Source organism: Myxococcus sp. NMCA1, from assembly GCF_026810205.1.
Lineage (GTDB): Bacteria > Myxococcota > Myxococcia > Myxococcales > Myxococcaceae > Myxococcus > Myxococcus xanthus_A.
Map to the genome: position 1 here is coordinate 6,343,979 of NZ_CP113950.1, position 15,031 is coordinate 6,359,009.

Consider the following 15,031-nt stretch of genomic DNA (forward strand, 5'->3'; position numbering starts at 1 on the left):
CCCTGCTCGCCCGGCGTCGGGCAATGAAGGCGTCCACATCCGCAGGCAGAACGCGGATAGCGTTGCTGCCCCGGACGTGAGCCAGCTCGCCCCGCTCACACCGCCGGTAGACGGTGGCGGACCAAGCCTGGACGCCGAAGTGTGCAGCGGCAGGAACGCAGTTGCGTCCTCCCGTGACGCAGCAACGCCCCGCTTCCGGTTAAAAAATGCGCCCGCACCTGGAGGTCGTTGGGTGCACGAATTGCAGTGAGTCTCGGCTGGGGCTTCTCCCTGAGAAAGAGACATCAATGCCAAGCACGAGCGCTTCTGGAACCTGGGTGCAGTTCTTCGACATGTGGGGCTACCAGCACGCCTACATCAACTTCACGGGCGCCCAGAACGTCTCGGATCTGGATGACTACAAGTTCACGCTGTTTGGCTCCAGCGCCCCAGGCAGCGCCAAGGTGGGGGACCACATCGAGTCGCTGGTGACCGGCCCCCAGACCTGGCTCATCGTCTACGAGGATAAGGACTACAACAAAAAGCACCCGAGCAAGACGAAGCTGTATTTCGGCCCCAACACGCTCGTGTCCGACTTGGAAGGCGAGTACCGCTTCGGTGACAACATCGACAGCTTCCAGATGTTCAGCGCCCAGCCCGCGGACTGGCCCGGTGCGTCCGCGGCACGGAATGGAGCCATCACCCAGTTGGCGATTGTCGAAGAAAAAGCGCTCTTCGCCACCATCTCGAACGATCTGGAGTCGCTGGTGGGGGCGCTCATCAACCTCATCCCGGACATCGGAGGGTTCCTCAGCAGCTTGATGGGCATTTTCTGGCCCTCCACCACCAACCCCAACCTCATCTGGGAAGCCATCCAGCGGTACATCGTCAAGGCCGTCTACCTCGGCGTTGAGTCATCGGTGATGAGCTCCGTTGAGAATGAGTTCCGGGGCATCCTCAACGCCATCAAGCTGTATCAAAACGACCGGCTCTACAATGAGTACGACGGCCTGTGTCAGCTCATCGCGGACCGCGCTCCGTATTTCACCTACAACGCCAACTACCCCGCGTCGCAGTATCCCTCGCAGAAGCTGCCCTATAGCTCCGCCTATTTCACGATCGCGCTGGCCATCTACAGCGCGCGCTGGCGTTACTTCGACCAGATCTATGCCTCGGCGCCTTGGTATCCGACAGAGGGGCCCGCGAAGCGCGAGGCCTTCAGGTTGGCGCTGGACTCCTTGCTGGAGCAGGCCACGGCCGCGCTGAAGGTGATGGCGAAGCAAGCCTTCAACGAGCAGAAGGCCTGGGCGGAGTCGAAGGCGCAGAACCAGTACCGCGAGCGGGAGGCGTTCCTCTATACTCAACAGTTCGCCGTCAATACGCTGGGGTGGTTGGCGCCCTCCTTCATGTGGCCGTGCTTCGGCTCCACCGGCCAGCTCCCCGTCCAGAGCGTCATTCACGCACTGACGGGTCCCTACGGTGGCGCGGAGAACATCTCGGGAGGGGGCCGTGCGAAAGACGCCGCCGCCAGTGGCCAGAACATCTCCCGCGTCCTCCTTCGCACGGGCAGCCGGGTGGATTGTCTCCAAATCTGGATTGACGGCTCCGAGCAACCCATCCGGGGTGCCGCCGGCGGAAGCAATGTCTGTGACGTCACCTTCGCGGAAGGGGAGTATGTCGTCGCTGCCTTCGGGTATGGCGGCACCCTCGACGCCGGCTCGCTCAATCAACTCTACCTCCGCACCAACCTGGGGAGGCAGTTCGGTGGAGGCGCTCCGGGGAGCACTCGGTTCCAGTCGCTGGCACCCCAGGGCGTCGATGCTCGCCTGTCGGGTTTCACCAGCGCGCTCCAGCCCAATACCCTCAACAGCATCTCCTTGATCTGGCGCTTCGAGACCCCCACCACGCCCGGGTTCGACCCTATCGCGTGGCTGGACCTCCCGGGACTCACCGGCGGGTAGCGCCAGCCAGATGGCCCTTCGGCGCCGAAGGCTCCCGCGGTTGGGGAGCCTCGGCGCCTTTGTTCCGGAACGCGGGTCAGCAAGGCGCTGGGACAACAACGGCGGCCAGAACGTCGTCACCACCCGGTAGGCGACTCGCCGCGCGACGCTGCCGCGGCGAGCCCTTGAAATGAACGGCCGCGACTTGCGCTTCGCCTCCTCAATCGCGCGACGGTGTGCCCAGTCGACGGTCGCGTCTCACGACGCGCGCGAGCGCGAGCAGCGCCATGGGGAGCAACGCCTGCGGTCCCCCCTGGCAGCCGCAGCCAGACGCTGGCTCCGTGGGAGGCGCTGGCGAGCCTCCATCGTTGGAGCCCGCGTCCACGGCCGGAACTCCCGAGTCCGGCGTGGAAGTTCCCCCATCCGTGCCCGTGTCTCCTCCATCCGTGCCCGTGTCTCCTCCATCCGAGCCCGTGTCTCCCCCGTCCGTGCCCGTGTCTCCTCCATCCGAGCCCGTGTCTCCTCCATCCGTGCCCGTATCGCCCCCGTCCGTTTCAGGGATGGGACCGCCGTCCACCTCACCGGGCCCACCCGCGTCAGGGGTCCCCGCGTCCACGGGTCTGCACTCGCCCTGCTGGCAGGTCCCTCCCGTGCACTCCGTGCCGTCTTCCACGGGAGTCGAAGCGCAGGTGCCCGTCTCCGTGCAGTTGGGCAGATGGCATTCATCGAGCGCCACGCAGTCGTTCGCATCCCGGCACTGCGCACAGACGAAGTCCTCGGTCTGGCTCACACAGTACGGCGTTGATGCCCCACACGGAGAGCACGACGCGCCACAGGAGAGCGACGAATCACAGGGAGCGCACAGGGCCGCCGCGTTGCAGCGATAGCCCGCTTCGCATCCCCCATTCCCTGGCCCGTTGGAGAACTGGCGATTGCATTGGGCGCACTCGGTGAGGGTGGGTAGCAAGGACTGCCCCGACTCCGTCTGATGAAACATCTCGGGCGTGACGAGCACGAAGCCCGCTGCAGCCAGATTGATGACGGGCGGTGTGTTCGCGGCCCTCTCGAAGTCCGCGAAGTCGCCGTCGTACATCGAGATCTCAAGTGCGGAGTGCTCGCTCATGTTCGTGTGGAGCACCTCCACGCCGTAGAGTCCAGGCTGCTCGAAGTAGACCGTCTTGGTAGCGCGCCACGTTGGTGCGCCGAGCGTCGGCGGACGGTTGATGACCGGGTAGCTCATCTGATTCCGGTCAAAGAGCGTCAGGCTCACAGAGTCGTCGGCGTAGAACCCGAAGTGCAGGGGTCTGTTGAGCATGTCGTTCGTGACCGCGATGAAGCCACGCAAGCGGGTCGCGAAGGATGTGAAGTCATCGTCGTCGCCGAAGTCACATCCGCCGAGAGGGCAACCTGCGGCGACCCCGGTGAAGTCGCCGTAGCTCAGCGTCCTCCCATCATTGAGGTTGTTGGACAGGTCCAGGGGCGTCCGAAGCACCGACGTGACGCGATTGCTCCGGTTCGCCTCCATGAAGGCATTGATGCCAGCGACGTAGGTCGACTGAGTCTGCGGGAAGTCAGCTGCGGGATTCCGCGAGACGCTCGTCGCGGCGCAGAGGCCCAACCCCGCTGTTTCGGGAAGGGGCGCCACGGGAGGTCCGCTCACCGTGACGAACTGGGCACTGGCGGGGAGAGGGATGGACAACCCACACAATAGGGGAAGAAGGACGCGGAGCAATCGCATCCGCGGATCTTACTCATGACAAGAGAGCTCCGACCAGTCGAATGCCACCAGTCGCTTGGGCCGTCCAAACGTGCTCAATGCCTCTCCGAGCGCATCGAGATGCCGAGGGCCGTCCACCCTCACAGGCGTCATGTCTGGGGGGATGGAGCCGCGGGCCGGGGAGGACTGCCGAGGCGCGCCCTCACAACGCACCTGCGATGTCGCGACATGAAAATCCCCTGGAAATCACCGACCGAAGACTTTCCGGAGGGGTCGTTCTTCAGGGCGCGGGATGACCTCGTTCCAGGATGAATGGACCGGCGCACCGCGCGCAGTGTCGCGAGAGCCGACTCATGGAGAGTCGCTCGATGCGATTTCAGAAAAGGAAAGAAATATGCGTAGCGGAATGAAGTGGCTCGCGATGGGAAGCCTTGGCCTTGCGCTGTGCACGGGATGCTCGGGGGCGGAGGTGGAGCAGGCCGGCCCCGGTGACTCCGAGACGCCCGTCAACACGACCACCGAAGCCAGCGTCGTGCTGCGCATCGAGGTCGAGCCGGGCCACACCGTCACGTTCCATGAGCCCGCGCCGGGCGCCCTGTACCTGGCTGAGCACAAGCTGCCGGCCCAGTCATTCGTGCTCGGCGACAAGGAGTCCGCGAACGCGCTGCTCGCATTCGAGCGGCTGCGCCCCGGTGCGCCGGTCCCCGCGGAGCTCCAGGCCGCATACGACCGCGCGCTGAACCTTCCGAGCGACGTGAATGAGCAAGAGTCCTACGCGGGCGGAGGTGAAAGGGAGGACGCGTCCGCGCGGGCGCAGCGCCCTGGCGTCAGCGAGCAGGCGCTGACGTCTTCGAGCAGCGCGGCCACGTTCGTCAACAACGGCGGCTGCAATTGGGGACCGAAGTGGAGCACCTGCGCGGTGAACTGGGCCAACGGCTACTATGCCTATTCGACCTCGACGTCCGGCCTGTGTGGCGTGGACCACTACTCTGGCAATGGCGTGATCATCCAGATCACCGTCGGGAGCACCATCTCGTCGGTGTTCCAGGGGGCGGGAACTCACGCCCAGTACAGCCTGGGCTCCGCCGGCGTTTCGACCACGCGCCGGCTCGACATCACGAATGCCTCCGGCGACAGCTTCCACGTGGGCTGCCGCTGGGGCATCTGAGGTCATGAGCAGGTGATTCGTGGCCCGTGCTGCCGCCGGGGACTCCTCCGGCGGCGGCATCCACGACCGGCGAAGCCGGAGTCCTACGAGGCCACCGGCTTCAGGCAGTAGAGCGTGGTGCGCTCGCGCGAGCGCGCCATGTGCAGCGGGTCTGACGTGTCCTTCGCTTTCGAATGCCGCGCCGGGGTCGACCGGGCCCACTGCACCGACAGGCCGCACCGTTCGAATTCCGCTTCGAGCCACCCGGGTGGGCGCAGGCCGAGCAGCACCGCGAGGTCCGACAGGAGCAGCAGGCCCACTCCGCCAGGAGCAAGCGAAGCGGAGAGTCCTTCGAGAAAGCGCCGCAGGAACTGGCTGTCCTCGTCGAACACCGCGCGGTCCACCCGGTTCTTGGGCGGTTCGGGAATCCAGGGTGGGTTGCACACCACGAGGTCCGCCGTGCCCTTCGGGAACAAGTCGGCCTCGGCCACCTGGAAGCGCTTGCCGAGCCCGAGCCGCTCCGCGTTCTCCCGGGAACAGGCCACGGCGCGGGAGTCACAGTCAGTCGCCTGCACGGACGCCGCGCCCCGCTGGAGGAGGATGAACGAGAGCACGCCGGTTCCTGTGCCGATGTCGAACACGCGCGTGCCCTTCACCTCCGTGAATGAGCTCAGCAGTTCCACGTAATCCGTGCGGGTCGGAAGGTAGACGCCATAGTGCGGGTGAAGCAGCCCCGTGAGGCCAGGAACAGCGAGTCCCTTGCGGCGCCACTCCGCCGCCCCGAGCATACCGAGGAGTTGTTTGAGCGGGACCACGGTGGTGTCCGTCGTTGGAGCCCCCCACACCTGATGGCATGCCAGTGACGTGTCCGGTGCCCGCGCGAGCCCGAGCCGGTAATCGCGGTCGAGAGACACCACGATGCGCGACAGCGTCTCGTGTTCGAGCTGCCGGGCCCGCCGCTCGGCACGGAATGCCTCCAGCGGCGAGCGCGCCTTCGCTGGCTGCGGTAGCCGCCGGCTCAGCGCGCCGAGGAGCTGCTTCGCGTTGTGGAAGTCACCGGAGTACAGCAGGAACTCGCCTCGGCGCACCCGCTTGAGCGCCGTATCCGCGCTGAGCCGGTCATTCACGGGAGACAGCCGAGCAGGCGCGGGTTCCGCGCTCTCTGAGTGCCAGGTGAAGGCGGAGTCCAGCGGCGGCTCGGACGGAGAGGTGGAGGGGTTCGGCCCCTCGGGCGAGGCATCGGTTCGGGGAGCGCGAGGCATGGCGATGGGGTAGCACGTCCGCGCGCTCCCGTCGCGTGTGGGAAACCACCGGCGCTCCCCGCGCCCTCAGCGCTTCTGACGGCGACGCTGTCGCCCCGACGCACGGCGCTTCGAGCCACCGGCAGGCGGGCCGCGCCTGAAACGTTGTGCGCCGGAACGCTGCTTCGGGGCAGGGGCCGGCTGCGGCTGCCTTCGCTCGCGCCTCCCGCCGCCGTTGCCCTGTGGGGCGTGCTTCGAACGCTTTGAACCGCCCGCTTGCATCGAGCCACTGAGCGCCTGGCTTGCGTCTTTCGCCACGCCTTCGGGCCCGACCGTGCCCTTCACGGCGTCTCGCACGGGTCCACCAGGCCCGAGTGCCTGGTCGGCCACGCGGTTCACCGTCCCGCCGGGTTCCAACGCCCCCTTCGCCGCCCCTCCCACGTCCTGGACGGCCTCGGACACCGCTCCGCCAGGCTTCAGGCTCTCATGGGCGGCTTCCCCCACCTCGCCTATCGCATGCCCCACGGGCCGAAGCAGGCTGGCGAGCAGTTCGGGGTTGTTGTCGAGTGTCTGGAGCGCACGGTCCAGGATTTCATAGACACGCTGGAGCCGGACCTTGAGCAGCGCCTGGGCCTCCACGCCTTTGATGGTCAGCTTGACCCGTTCGATGCCCACGTCAGCGCCCACATCGAGGCGCACGAGATTGGCCAGCTCGGCATGCAGTGAGACGCGTGCACGCAAGTTCTCCACGTCGAGCGTAATCTCATCCACCTTCACCGTCGGGACGTCGAGCAGCACGTCGGGCACGATTTCGATGGGCCCCTCGTCGACGCCCGCCTGCGCGAGCGCATGCCGGGTCTCCTCTCGCGTGGCTCCGCCTTCCCGCTGCGAAGGCCGCTCCTCGGGATTGTCATGCTCCGTCTTGTTCGCGGACTTCGTTCCCCGTAATCGCCATGCCCCCCATCCTGTCTTTGCCACGTTCGACCTCCTCCCTCTGTCAAGAGTGAGGAGCGGACGACGGGCCTGACACCCGGTGTGGCCAAAGGGCCTCGTCCCACTGGCCTCAGTCCCTCGAAAGGAACTGCCGGCAGCCCGCAAGGCTTCTCACGCAGGCAGCCAGGGACCCCACGGGAGCAGGCCACGCCCGCCTTGCCACAGCCTCCCGAGCAACGCGTCTCCAGATTGAAAGGGAGCTGTTGGCCCATGCCCCAGGGAGTTCCCCATGCCGGTACGTCGACCACCGCAATCAAGTCACGCGCGTTTCCAGAGCGCGCCATTGAACGACCAGGAATCCGAGCTGAACGATGACGTCGCCATTGCCGCAAGCGCCCGGGGCGAATCGCTCATCGTGCATGCAATCCATGGCGTTCATGTTCGCACCTGGTCGTCTCCTGGCGTCGAGAGCGTCCACACCTCGCACCGGACGGGAGTACCGGCGCCCCTCACGACAGGGCACTACGGGCCCTTCGAAGCATCCATGCATGTGGGAACACGGTTTCAGGAGCCTTCAGCGCCCCCACGGAAGCGCTCCGGGCGGAGACGCGACTGAACCTCCATCGGCCGCCAGGGCGGGCCGCCCCCCGTCCCCCACCCGCCCGGCGCTCACCCACCCTTTCGGTCCACCCGCTCCAACTTGCGCCGCGAAGGACCTTCCTCGGGCTCGGGCCTCAAAGAGGCCAGCTGCTCGACTGCCGCGTCCGCCGCCATCTGTCGTACGGCCGCCAGGACTTCTTCGAGTCGCCCCGGTGCGTCCAAGCGGTCGGCCAGGTCCCGCGCCTTTCCCGCCGCACGTGTATAAGCGCGACGCTCCAGCGCCGAGGCCGGCAAGAGGGAAGCCGACAGGAAGCCCAGGGCCAGGACCCCAAGTCCCGCCCCCACGGGATGCTGTCGCATCGCCTGCGCTGTCCACGTCTGGGCTCCCACCGCGCGGGAGCGCGCATCGTCTCGCGAGGGAAACTTCTCTCGGAGACTCCCGGCAACCGCCCGGCCCTTGTCGCGGACCGTCCGCAACGGCGCCAGTCCCCCTTGCGTCTGACCTGGAGCGCCGCCGTTCCGTCCCTCGCCCGCAGCCGTCTTGTTCGCGCTACGTCTCATCACTCAGCCTCCCCTTCCACATCGCCAGCACCGCTGGCGCGAAACATCCGCCCCGCGAGCAGGCCTGCCCCCAGCAGTCCCGTGAGCAACCATCCCGGGCGCTGCCGCACGAACTGTCCCGTGCGGTCCATGAATGCCGCGATGGATTGCTCATCCAGCCGCGAGGAGGCGCCGCGGAACATGCGCTCTCCCGTCTCCAGCATGCGTTGCGATGCCGGGCTCGGTGCACGCCGGGTGGCGCTGCCCAGCCCCTCTGCCACGTCCTCCAGCACCGACACGAGCAAGCCCCGCTGGAAGTCCAGGCGCTCCATCACCCGACCCCGCGCGTATCCCGTGACCTGTTCGAACTGCTTCTGCGCAGCTTCCATCCTGGGTGATGCGTGTCGCGCTGGGCCGCGCGAGCGCTTCCTCTCCTTTGTCTTCGTCGAGGCCATGATGTGCGTCCTCCTGACACCGAAGGTAGACACCTCCGCGTCACGTCCGGGCAACCAGACCACTCACGGCGTGGTCGTTCGCACGCACGTCCCGTGGGTACCTTGCGGACATGGCCGTCGCCACGTTGATTCATCAGGAGGCGAACATGAAGCCAGAGCAGGAGAAGACGCTTCACGAAGAGGCCGTGGCAACGGTGGACCGCCTGGTGCTCAAGCACCCGGAGCTGAAAAAAGAGCTGGAGCAGGTACAGGGCTATGCCGTCTTCCCCTCGCTGGGCAGGGCATCGCTGGTCCTCGGCGGCTCGTACGGCCACGGCGAGGTCTTCGAGAAGGGCAAGCCGATTGGCTTCGCCACGCTGAGCCAGTTGACCCTCGGAGTCCAGGTGGGCGGACAGACCCTGAGCGAGCTCATCTTCTTCGAGGACCGTGATGCCATTGAAGCGTTCAAGGGAGGAAAGGTGGCCTTCGCCGCCAACGCGTCCGCCGTGCTCGTGAAGGCGGCGGCGTCCGGAACCATCAACTATGCGAAGTGCGTTGCTCACGCCTACTCGCTTGGCGGCATGCTGCTCGAGGCCTCCCTGGGCGGACAGAAGTTCACGTTCATTCCGCGTTCGTCGGACGCATCGGAGCGAGGGAACGGCGGCCTGGTGCAGCGCTTCCGCAGGCAGGGTGCCTCCGAGGAGAACGGGGCCGATGACACCGGGCCGCGTTCGCGGCTGCAAGCGGCGCAGCCCCCTCCTGCCCTGACCACGGGGCTGACGGCTGCCGCCCTGCTGCTCACCCGGATCCTCAAGGCGCAGGCCAGTGCTCGCCACGAATGAAGCGCCCATCCGAAGCAAACTGGCGATCCAAGGCCAGCGTCTGTTGAAGCTCGCGCGGAAGGAGCTGGACGTCCACCGCAGACTGCATGGTGACGCACGGGCGGCATTGCACCGGCTGGAGGCCCGCTCACCGGAGCTGGCTCGGGCGAGGGCTCGGGCCTACGCCTATGCCGTCTTCCCTTCGCTAGGCCAGGGGAGCGCCGTGCTCGGAGGCACCTGGGGGATGGGCGAGGTCTTCCGTCGGGAGCGGCTGGTCGGATACGCGGCGCTGGTCCAGCTGACCGTGGGAGTTCAGCTGGGCGGACAGACATCTTCGGAGGTCGTCCTCTTCGAGGACCAGGAGGCTTTCCAACGCTTCAAGCATGGCGGGACGGGACTGGCACTCAACGCGGCCGCGACCCTGGTCAAAGCAGGCGCGGTGAAGGCGCGGGGCCCGGCTGGCAGCACGGCGGTCGCGCTGGCCACGGATGGAGGAATGTGGGCGGGCGCCGCGCTCGGCGCCCAGCGCGCCTTCGTCGTGCCGGCCGTCCTCACCCGCAGCAGTACATTGCGCCGGCTTCTCTTATCCATACCTTCTTTGACACGAGGAACGTCGGCCCCCAACGAGGGCGAAACGAGGGAAAGCGCGATGGCCAAGCCGCAGACGAGTAAATCCGGGGGAAAAAGGTTGGGCAAGCTCACCGCGGCCTGGAAGCGCCGCAAGGCCCAGGCCGAAGAGAAGACAGGCCCCCAGAAGGTGGCCGCGCACACACGCGAGGCCATGCAACGGGTCAGCACCCGGGGGCGCGAGACACTGGAGCATCTGCGAGACCGGGTCCCCAGTGGAGACAGACTCCGTGAGCGAGCAGGCAAGGCACGCACCTGGGCAGCCGACCAGTTGGGTGAACACGCGGTGGCCATCGGACTGACCACGCTGGCAGCAGGCGTCGCGGGGGCGGCGCTGCTCCCCGTGTCGGACCGGGAGCGCCGCGCGTTGAGCTCCGTGTCCCACAAGGTGCAGGGACTGACCCACTCCCTTGGAGCCGCCCCCCGGGTTGCGCGGCTGACCCGGTCCGTGAGCGGCGCGGTGGCACGCGTCCGCCGCGGTGACGGCGCTGCCACGGAGGAGGAGAAACCCCGGGCCCCCCGCCCCAAGAAGCTCGCGGCGACGCGTGGCAAGAAAGCCGCGGGGAAGCCAGCGGCGGCCGCCAAGACATCGCGCCGTTCCCGGAAGGGCGGCCCTCCGCCTCAGGCCACTAAGTAGGGACGCAGGCCGGAGCGCCCAGCGGAACGTCGCCTGTTCCCGTTGCGCGGAAGGTGAAATCGGACGCGGTGTTCGTGGAGGGACTGGAGGCCAGCGCATCGCCATTGCGGGTCCACAGGGGGCGCGTAAGGTGGCGGGCGAAATGGCCTCCATTCGCGCTATCGCGCTCTCCTGCCTCGTCGTGCTCGGCTTCGTAGCTGCTTGCGGTGACGATTCCCCCCCCACCCCCACCGATCCACCCGACGCGGCTGTGCCAGAGACGTGCGACAGCGTTGGCGTCGCGCTGTGCGGCGACACCTGTACGAGCATCGAGACCGACCCGGCGCACTGCGGAGGTTGCGACCAGGCTTGCGGGACTGCCGAGGCCTGTGAGGGTGGCGTCTGCGTCGCGCGGTGTCAGATCGGCGACCAGCAGGTCGCCTCCGGAGCAGTGAACTCGGCGAATTCGTGCGAACAGTGCGAGCCGGCGACGTCCGCGACCACGTGGACGCAACGCACGGACGGGACGCAATGCAACCCGGGACAGGTTTGCTCGGATGGCGTGTGCAGCCCGAAGTGCTTCATCGACGGCACGCTCTACGCCGAGGGTACGGCGAACCCGGCCAATGCCTGCGAAACGTGCTCACCGGCGGCGTCGACGACGAATTGGACGGCGCGCGCAAGCATTCCGCTGCTGAACGGCGGCGACGACATCACGGAGCAAGGCTGGACGACGGTCGCGCAGACACCGAACACGCTCACGTACGGCGCGGACTACGTTCGCCTCTCGACGTCGACGAACAGCGACTCGGCGACGAGTGGGCAACTGCTCATCACGCGGGCAGACGCGTTCGACGGAACGAAGCCGTTCAAGCTTCAAGTGACGATGCAGGTCGAATCGGTGAACGATCACAACCCGCTCGACAGTGGAGCGGCCATCCTTGGGAGCTTCACGAGGCCGTTTGGCAACGCCTTGGATCGTTCGCAGATGATCTACCTCGACAGCGCGGCGATTGGCTGGGCGGATGACACTCAGTCCGCGGCGTTCTCAGTGACCGACGGCGCGTATCATGTCTACGAGCTCGCGGTGGATGCGGCGAAGGTGGCGACGGTCAGCATCGACGGCGTCGCGAAGCTCACGCGGACCCACTTCACGACGAACGGCACCCTCGCCATCGGCGACCAGACAAACGATGCGAGCGTCAATGGCGCGGTGCGGATCAAGTCGGTCGCGTTGATGTGTCCCTGAGTATCTGCGAAAGAATGGCCCGACGACGAGGGGGCAGGCCGCGCCGCTGCCATCAGTCCCGACCTGCCAACCTTCGAAGCCTGCCCGACGCTGCCGGTACCTGAGTTCGCACGGCCACCTTTCGCCACATTTCAACGGCCCCCAAGGTCGCGAAGCAACCCCCACGTCCTCTCGCAAGTCGCTTCCGCAGCCTGAATCAGGAGCCACGCAGGCCTTCTGCCATGCAAGCCCCGCTGGCTCCTGACAGGATTTCGAAGGCGGCGCGTTGGCCAGAGAAGAGCGCCCCCTCCATCCAACCGGGCATGGGAGAGGTTTGGTCGCCGGCGAAGTGGACCCGGCCTTCGCGCGTTGCGAGCGCGTGTCCCCACTGCGTGAGTTGCGTCGGCCGGAACCACGCAAAGGCGCCCCGTGCCCAAGGGTCCAGGTCCCAGGTGTAGGAGGTTCCGCTCTGCACTTCGGAGGACAGCTCCGGCGCGAACTGGCTCAAGCCCCGGACAGTCATCACGATGCGCTCCTCCTCGGAGAGAAGGCCCGCCGCGCGGGCGCACGGGCCCGCGCGATACGCCTCGAGGATGCCTGACGGCGGAGGTTGAGTCGGTGCCGCGTCGAGAACGTGCATGATGGGGAGGTCCGTCAGCCACCCATTCGACCACCCCCACTCTGTCCAGAGGCGGCGCCGGTATTGGATGAAGGTACGCACGACGGACGTATGCTCGAGCTCGCGAATCGCCCGCATCTTGTCCGCCGAGAAGACGGGGGCGAGTTCGATGTCGCGAAGGACCGAGAACGGTATGGCGCACACGAGCCGCTCCGCCGTGAACGTTCTGTGTTCTCCCGTGCTGCCGCGGCAATACACGCGGACGGCCCCCTGCTCTTGCTCAATGCGCTTCGCTGCCCATCCGAACTGAATCCTTCCGCCGAGCGTTTCCGCCAGGGCGGCGGGGAGCCGGTCACTTCCGCCTCTCACGGTGTAGGCGCTCGCGCCTCCTCTGCCGACAGTCAGCAACTCCCGTCGAAGAACGCCAAGCGCCGAGCTTGCGTCGATGCCATCACCAACGAGGTCAAACCGCCCCAGGCTCACCGCGTCGATGGCCGCTGAAGAAGCGCCCCGTTCCGCGAGGGCCTCACGCATCGTCAGGCCATCGAGGCGGGTCGCGCCTGGACCGGGCCAAGTCTCATGGAAGGGGTCGCCGACAGCCTCCACGAGGGGGGCCACGTACCTCCGATAGAGGCCTGAGAGGCCGAGCTGCTGCTCATCCGCCCTCAGGACATGCGGGAGGCCCGTATCATCACCGATGGGGGCCAGGATGCGACGTCCCCGAAGATGGAGGGGCCGCAAGGCCGACGCGTGCGGAACTGGCAGCGGGTCGAGCTCCAGGCCGAGCCTCCTCGCAAAGCCGAGGACCGTCGAGTGCCCGCTGAGGACATACTTCGCGCCCGCCTCGGCGTACATTCCGTCCAGGAACGGCTGCCGCAGGGTCAGGACCCGGCCACCGACTCGAGAGCGCGCCTCGAGCACGACGACGTCCTGGCCTGCGAGGACAAGCGCATGCGCTGCCGCCAGTCCTGCGAGGCCCGCGCCCAGAATGATGACGCGTTCGCTCATTCGAGACGTCGCCTCGCGCCTTCGGTGAGACTCATGCCAGCGGAAGCAGGTACGGATTCAGCAGTCCTCGCCTGAGCTTGAGCGGCGATGAGGGCGGCTTCGGATTCCGCGGGGGAAGGCGGCGCGGCAGCAGCCCGCTCCCGAGGCGTAACAGGCTCGGACAGAACGCCAGAGGCTGCGTCCCAAGGACCAGCGCCTGGCAAGTCCGGAACGGAGAGGCCGCCGCCAGTGTGAGATTGATGACCAGGGTGCGCAGCCCATGCTGTCGGAACCTCGTGACGAGCGCCCCCGCCGCGTCGGGGACCCGAACACGAGGGAGCGCCACCGGGGGACCCTCCAGGAGCAGGTCGACAGCGCTCCGCATCGCGGGGTTCAAGTAGAGCAACGTGATGTCGAGGAGGGAGTCGATGAGCCAGTAGTTCTCCAGGACCGGGGGCCGCCGGAGCGCCTCGAAGTCAATCGCAAGCTGCCGACGAAGGGCCACCGCCTCCGTCAACATTCGCATTTCACGGAGCGCTCGGTGCACGGCCACTGCCGGGTCCCCCGCGGCCGCGGCGGCGAGGAGCGTCCCTCCTTTGGGGAACGCACCCTCTCCTGTCGCCTCGGCGATGAGTGCGATGACGTGAAGGCCGGCGCGACCGGGCAGGTACGAGAAGTGGAGGGTCCAGCCCGAACCCTTGAAATGACTCGACACCCCCTCATCAATGTCGAGCGTGGCCATGTCGAGGCGCCGCGCCCCTTGACCTCGGTACCAGGCGAGCTGGAGCGCATCGCGCTCTACCACCTCCAGGAGCGCGGACCGCAACGCGGCGTCATCGCTCGTATGCGTCGCGACGCCATTGGATGAGGCACACAGGAAGCGCGGGCCCACGAGCCGTTCGGAAGTCGTGAAGGCTGCGGGAACGAGCAAGTGCTCACCGGTCTCCGCATCCGTGGCCCTGACCCAATCCAGTGGCGTGTCCTGGGTGACTGGCGCGTAGGGGAACCCCGGGCTTGCGTACTGCTCCGGCGTGTAGAGGTCCCAATCACGCATGGACAGGAAAGGCTGCGCGAGCGCACGCGCCGGAGTCGCGCAGACGTCGGGCACACGCAGGAGGGACGAGGCACGCTCGATGGCCTCTGCTCGCGCGGTCAGCCTCCGCTCTTCCAGGGATGCTCCGACGCCCACCTGGGCCAGGGAATGTCCTGACACCACGGGACGACCTCGTTTCCGAAGACGCAGGGTGGCGGCACCCCAGGTCAGGGTGACAATGGGAGGAGCCCCCCGCCTGCCGCGGACCGTGGCTTCGCGCGTCGCGATTCCCACGCGACCCAGCGCGGCACCAGCCATCCGCGAGCCCTCCAGCTTGCCGATGCGGTTCGCCGCGCCCCAGTTCGCGGAGCACGCGCATCCCGCCGCAGGCCGGGACCGGATGCGTCTGGCGCCTGGCCGCCCGTAGGCGCCCTCTGTCCAGGCACGCGCATCGAGGGAATGCGGCTTCATGGCTTTCCGGAGGGCCGTCAGATCGGCTGCCCCCAGCGCAATCACGGCGCGGAGAGGGAGCGCATTCGCCACGGCGGCTGCCTCATCGGGCGCATCCG

11 protein-coding genes are annotated in these 15,031 nt (G+C 67.2%); 5 read left to right on the top strand and 6 right to left on the bottom strand.

Going from position 1 to position 15,031, the window contains the following annotated elements; genetic code table 11:
- Positions 1-287 precede the first annotated feature (287 nt).
- Positions 288-1,940 (top strand): jacalin-like lectin, encoded by a 1,653-nt coding sequence (locus OZ403_RS26040; protein WP_268782048.1) that lies wholly within the window; start codon positions 288-290, stop codon positions 1,938-1,940.
- 199 nt (positions 1,941-2,139) lie between these two features.
- Here the strand turns inward: OZ403_RS26040 and traA are convergent, their stop codons facing one another.
- Entirely contained in the window at positions 2,140-3,564 is a 1,425-nt protein-coding gene (traA, locus tag OZ403_RS26045) for an outer membrane exchange protein TraA family protein (protein ID WP_268782049.1), read from the bottom strand.
- Between the two features lie 493 nt (positions 3,565-4,057).
- On the opposite strand from traA, the gene OZ403_RS26050 reads away from it, so the two are divergent.
- A complete protein-coding gene (locus OZ403_RS26050) occupies positions 4,058-4,804 on the top strand; it encodes a hypothetical protein (protein WP_140793976.1) in 747 nt (248 codons plus the stop codon).
- 83 nt (positions 4,805-4,887) lie between these two features.
- Here the strand turns inward: OZ403_RS26050 and OZ403_RS26055 are convergent, their stop codons facing one another.
- The 3 genes from OZ403_RS26055 to OZ403_RS26065 form a co-directional block, all read right to left on the bottom strand.
- Positions 4,888-6,045 carry a 50S ribosomal protein L11 methyltransferase gene (locus tag OZ403_RS26055; RefSeq protein WP_140793977.1) on the bottom strand — a complete coding sequence of 386 codons (1,158 nt, stop codon included), beginning with the start codon at positions 6,043-6,045 and terminating at the stop codon, positions 4,888-4,890.
- A 66-nt stretch (positions 6,046-6,111) separates the two neighbouring features.
- A complete protein-coding gene (locus OZ403_RS26060; RefSeq protein WP_268782050.1) occupies positions 6,112-7,002 on the bottom strand; it encodes a hypothetical protein in 891 nt (296 codons plus the stop codon).
- Positions 7,003-8,117: 1,115 nt separating this feature from the next.
- Positions 8,118-8,486, bottom strand: coding sequence for a hypothetical protein (locus OZ403_RS26065; protein ID WP_140793980.1), 369 nt, complete (start codon positions 8,484-8,486; stop codon positions 8,118-8,120).
- Between the two features lie 212 nt (positions 8,487-8,698).
- Here OZ403_RS26065 and OZ403_RS26070 point away from each other — a divergent pair, with 212 nt between their 5' ends.
- The 3 genes from OZ403_RS26070 to OZ403_RS26080 all read left to right on the top strand — a co-directional run bounded on the left by OZ403_RS26070 (position 8,699) and on the right by OZ403_RS26080 (position 11,844).
- Positions 8,699-9,373: a lipid-binding SYLF domain-containing protein gene (locus tag OZ403_RS26070; protein WP_268782051.1), complete on the top strand. Its 675-nt coding sequence runs from the start codon at positions 8,699-8,701 to the stop codon at positions 9,371-9,373.
- Positions 9,374-9,416: 43 nt separating this feature from the next.
- Positions 9,417-10,616 (top strand): hypothetical protein, encoded by a 1,200-nt coding sequence (locus tag OZ403_RS26075; RefSeq protein WP_268782052.1) that lies wholly within the window; start codon positions 9,417-9,419, stop codon positions 10,614-10,616.
- 142 nt (positions 10,617-10,758) lie between these two features.
- Positions 10,759-11,844 carry a hypothetical protein gene (locus OZ403_RS26080; protein ID WP_268782053.1) on the top strand — a complete coding sequence of 362 codons (1,086 nt, stop codon included), beginning with the start codon at positions 10,759-10,761 and terminating at the stop codon, positions 11,842-11,844.
- Positions 11,845-12,040: 196 nt separating this feature from the next.
- Here OZ403_RS26080 and OZ403_RS26085 read toward each other — a convergent pair whose 3' ends face one another.
- Positions 12,041-13,450 carry a flavin monoamine oxidase family protein gene (locus OZ403_RS26085; protein ID WP_268782054.1) on the bottom strand — a complete coding sequence of 470 codons (1,410 nt, stop codon included), beginning with the start codon at positions 13,448-13,450 and terminating at the stop codon, positions 12,041-12,043.
- Positions 13,451-13,481: 31 nt separating this feature from the next.
- The gene (locus OZ403_RS26090; protein WP_268782055.1) at positions 13,482-14,642 is read right to left on the bottom strand and encodes a YcaO-like family protein; all 1,161 of its coding nucleotides are present in this window, start codon (positions 14,640-14,642) and stop codon (positions 13,482-13,484) included.
- Positions 14,643-15,031 lie beyond the last annotated feature (389 nt).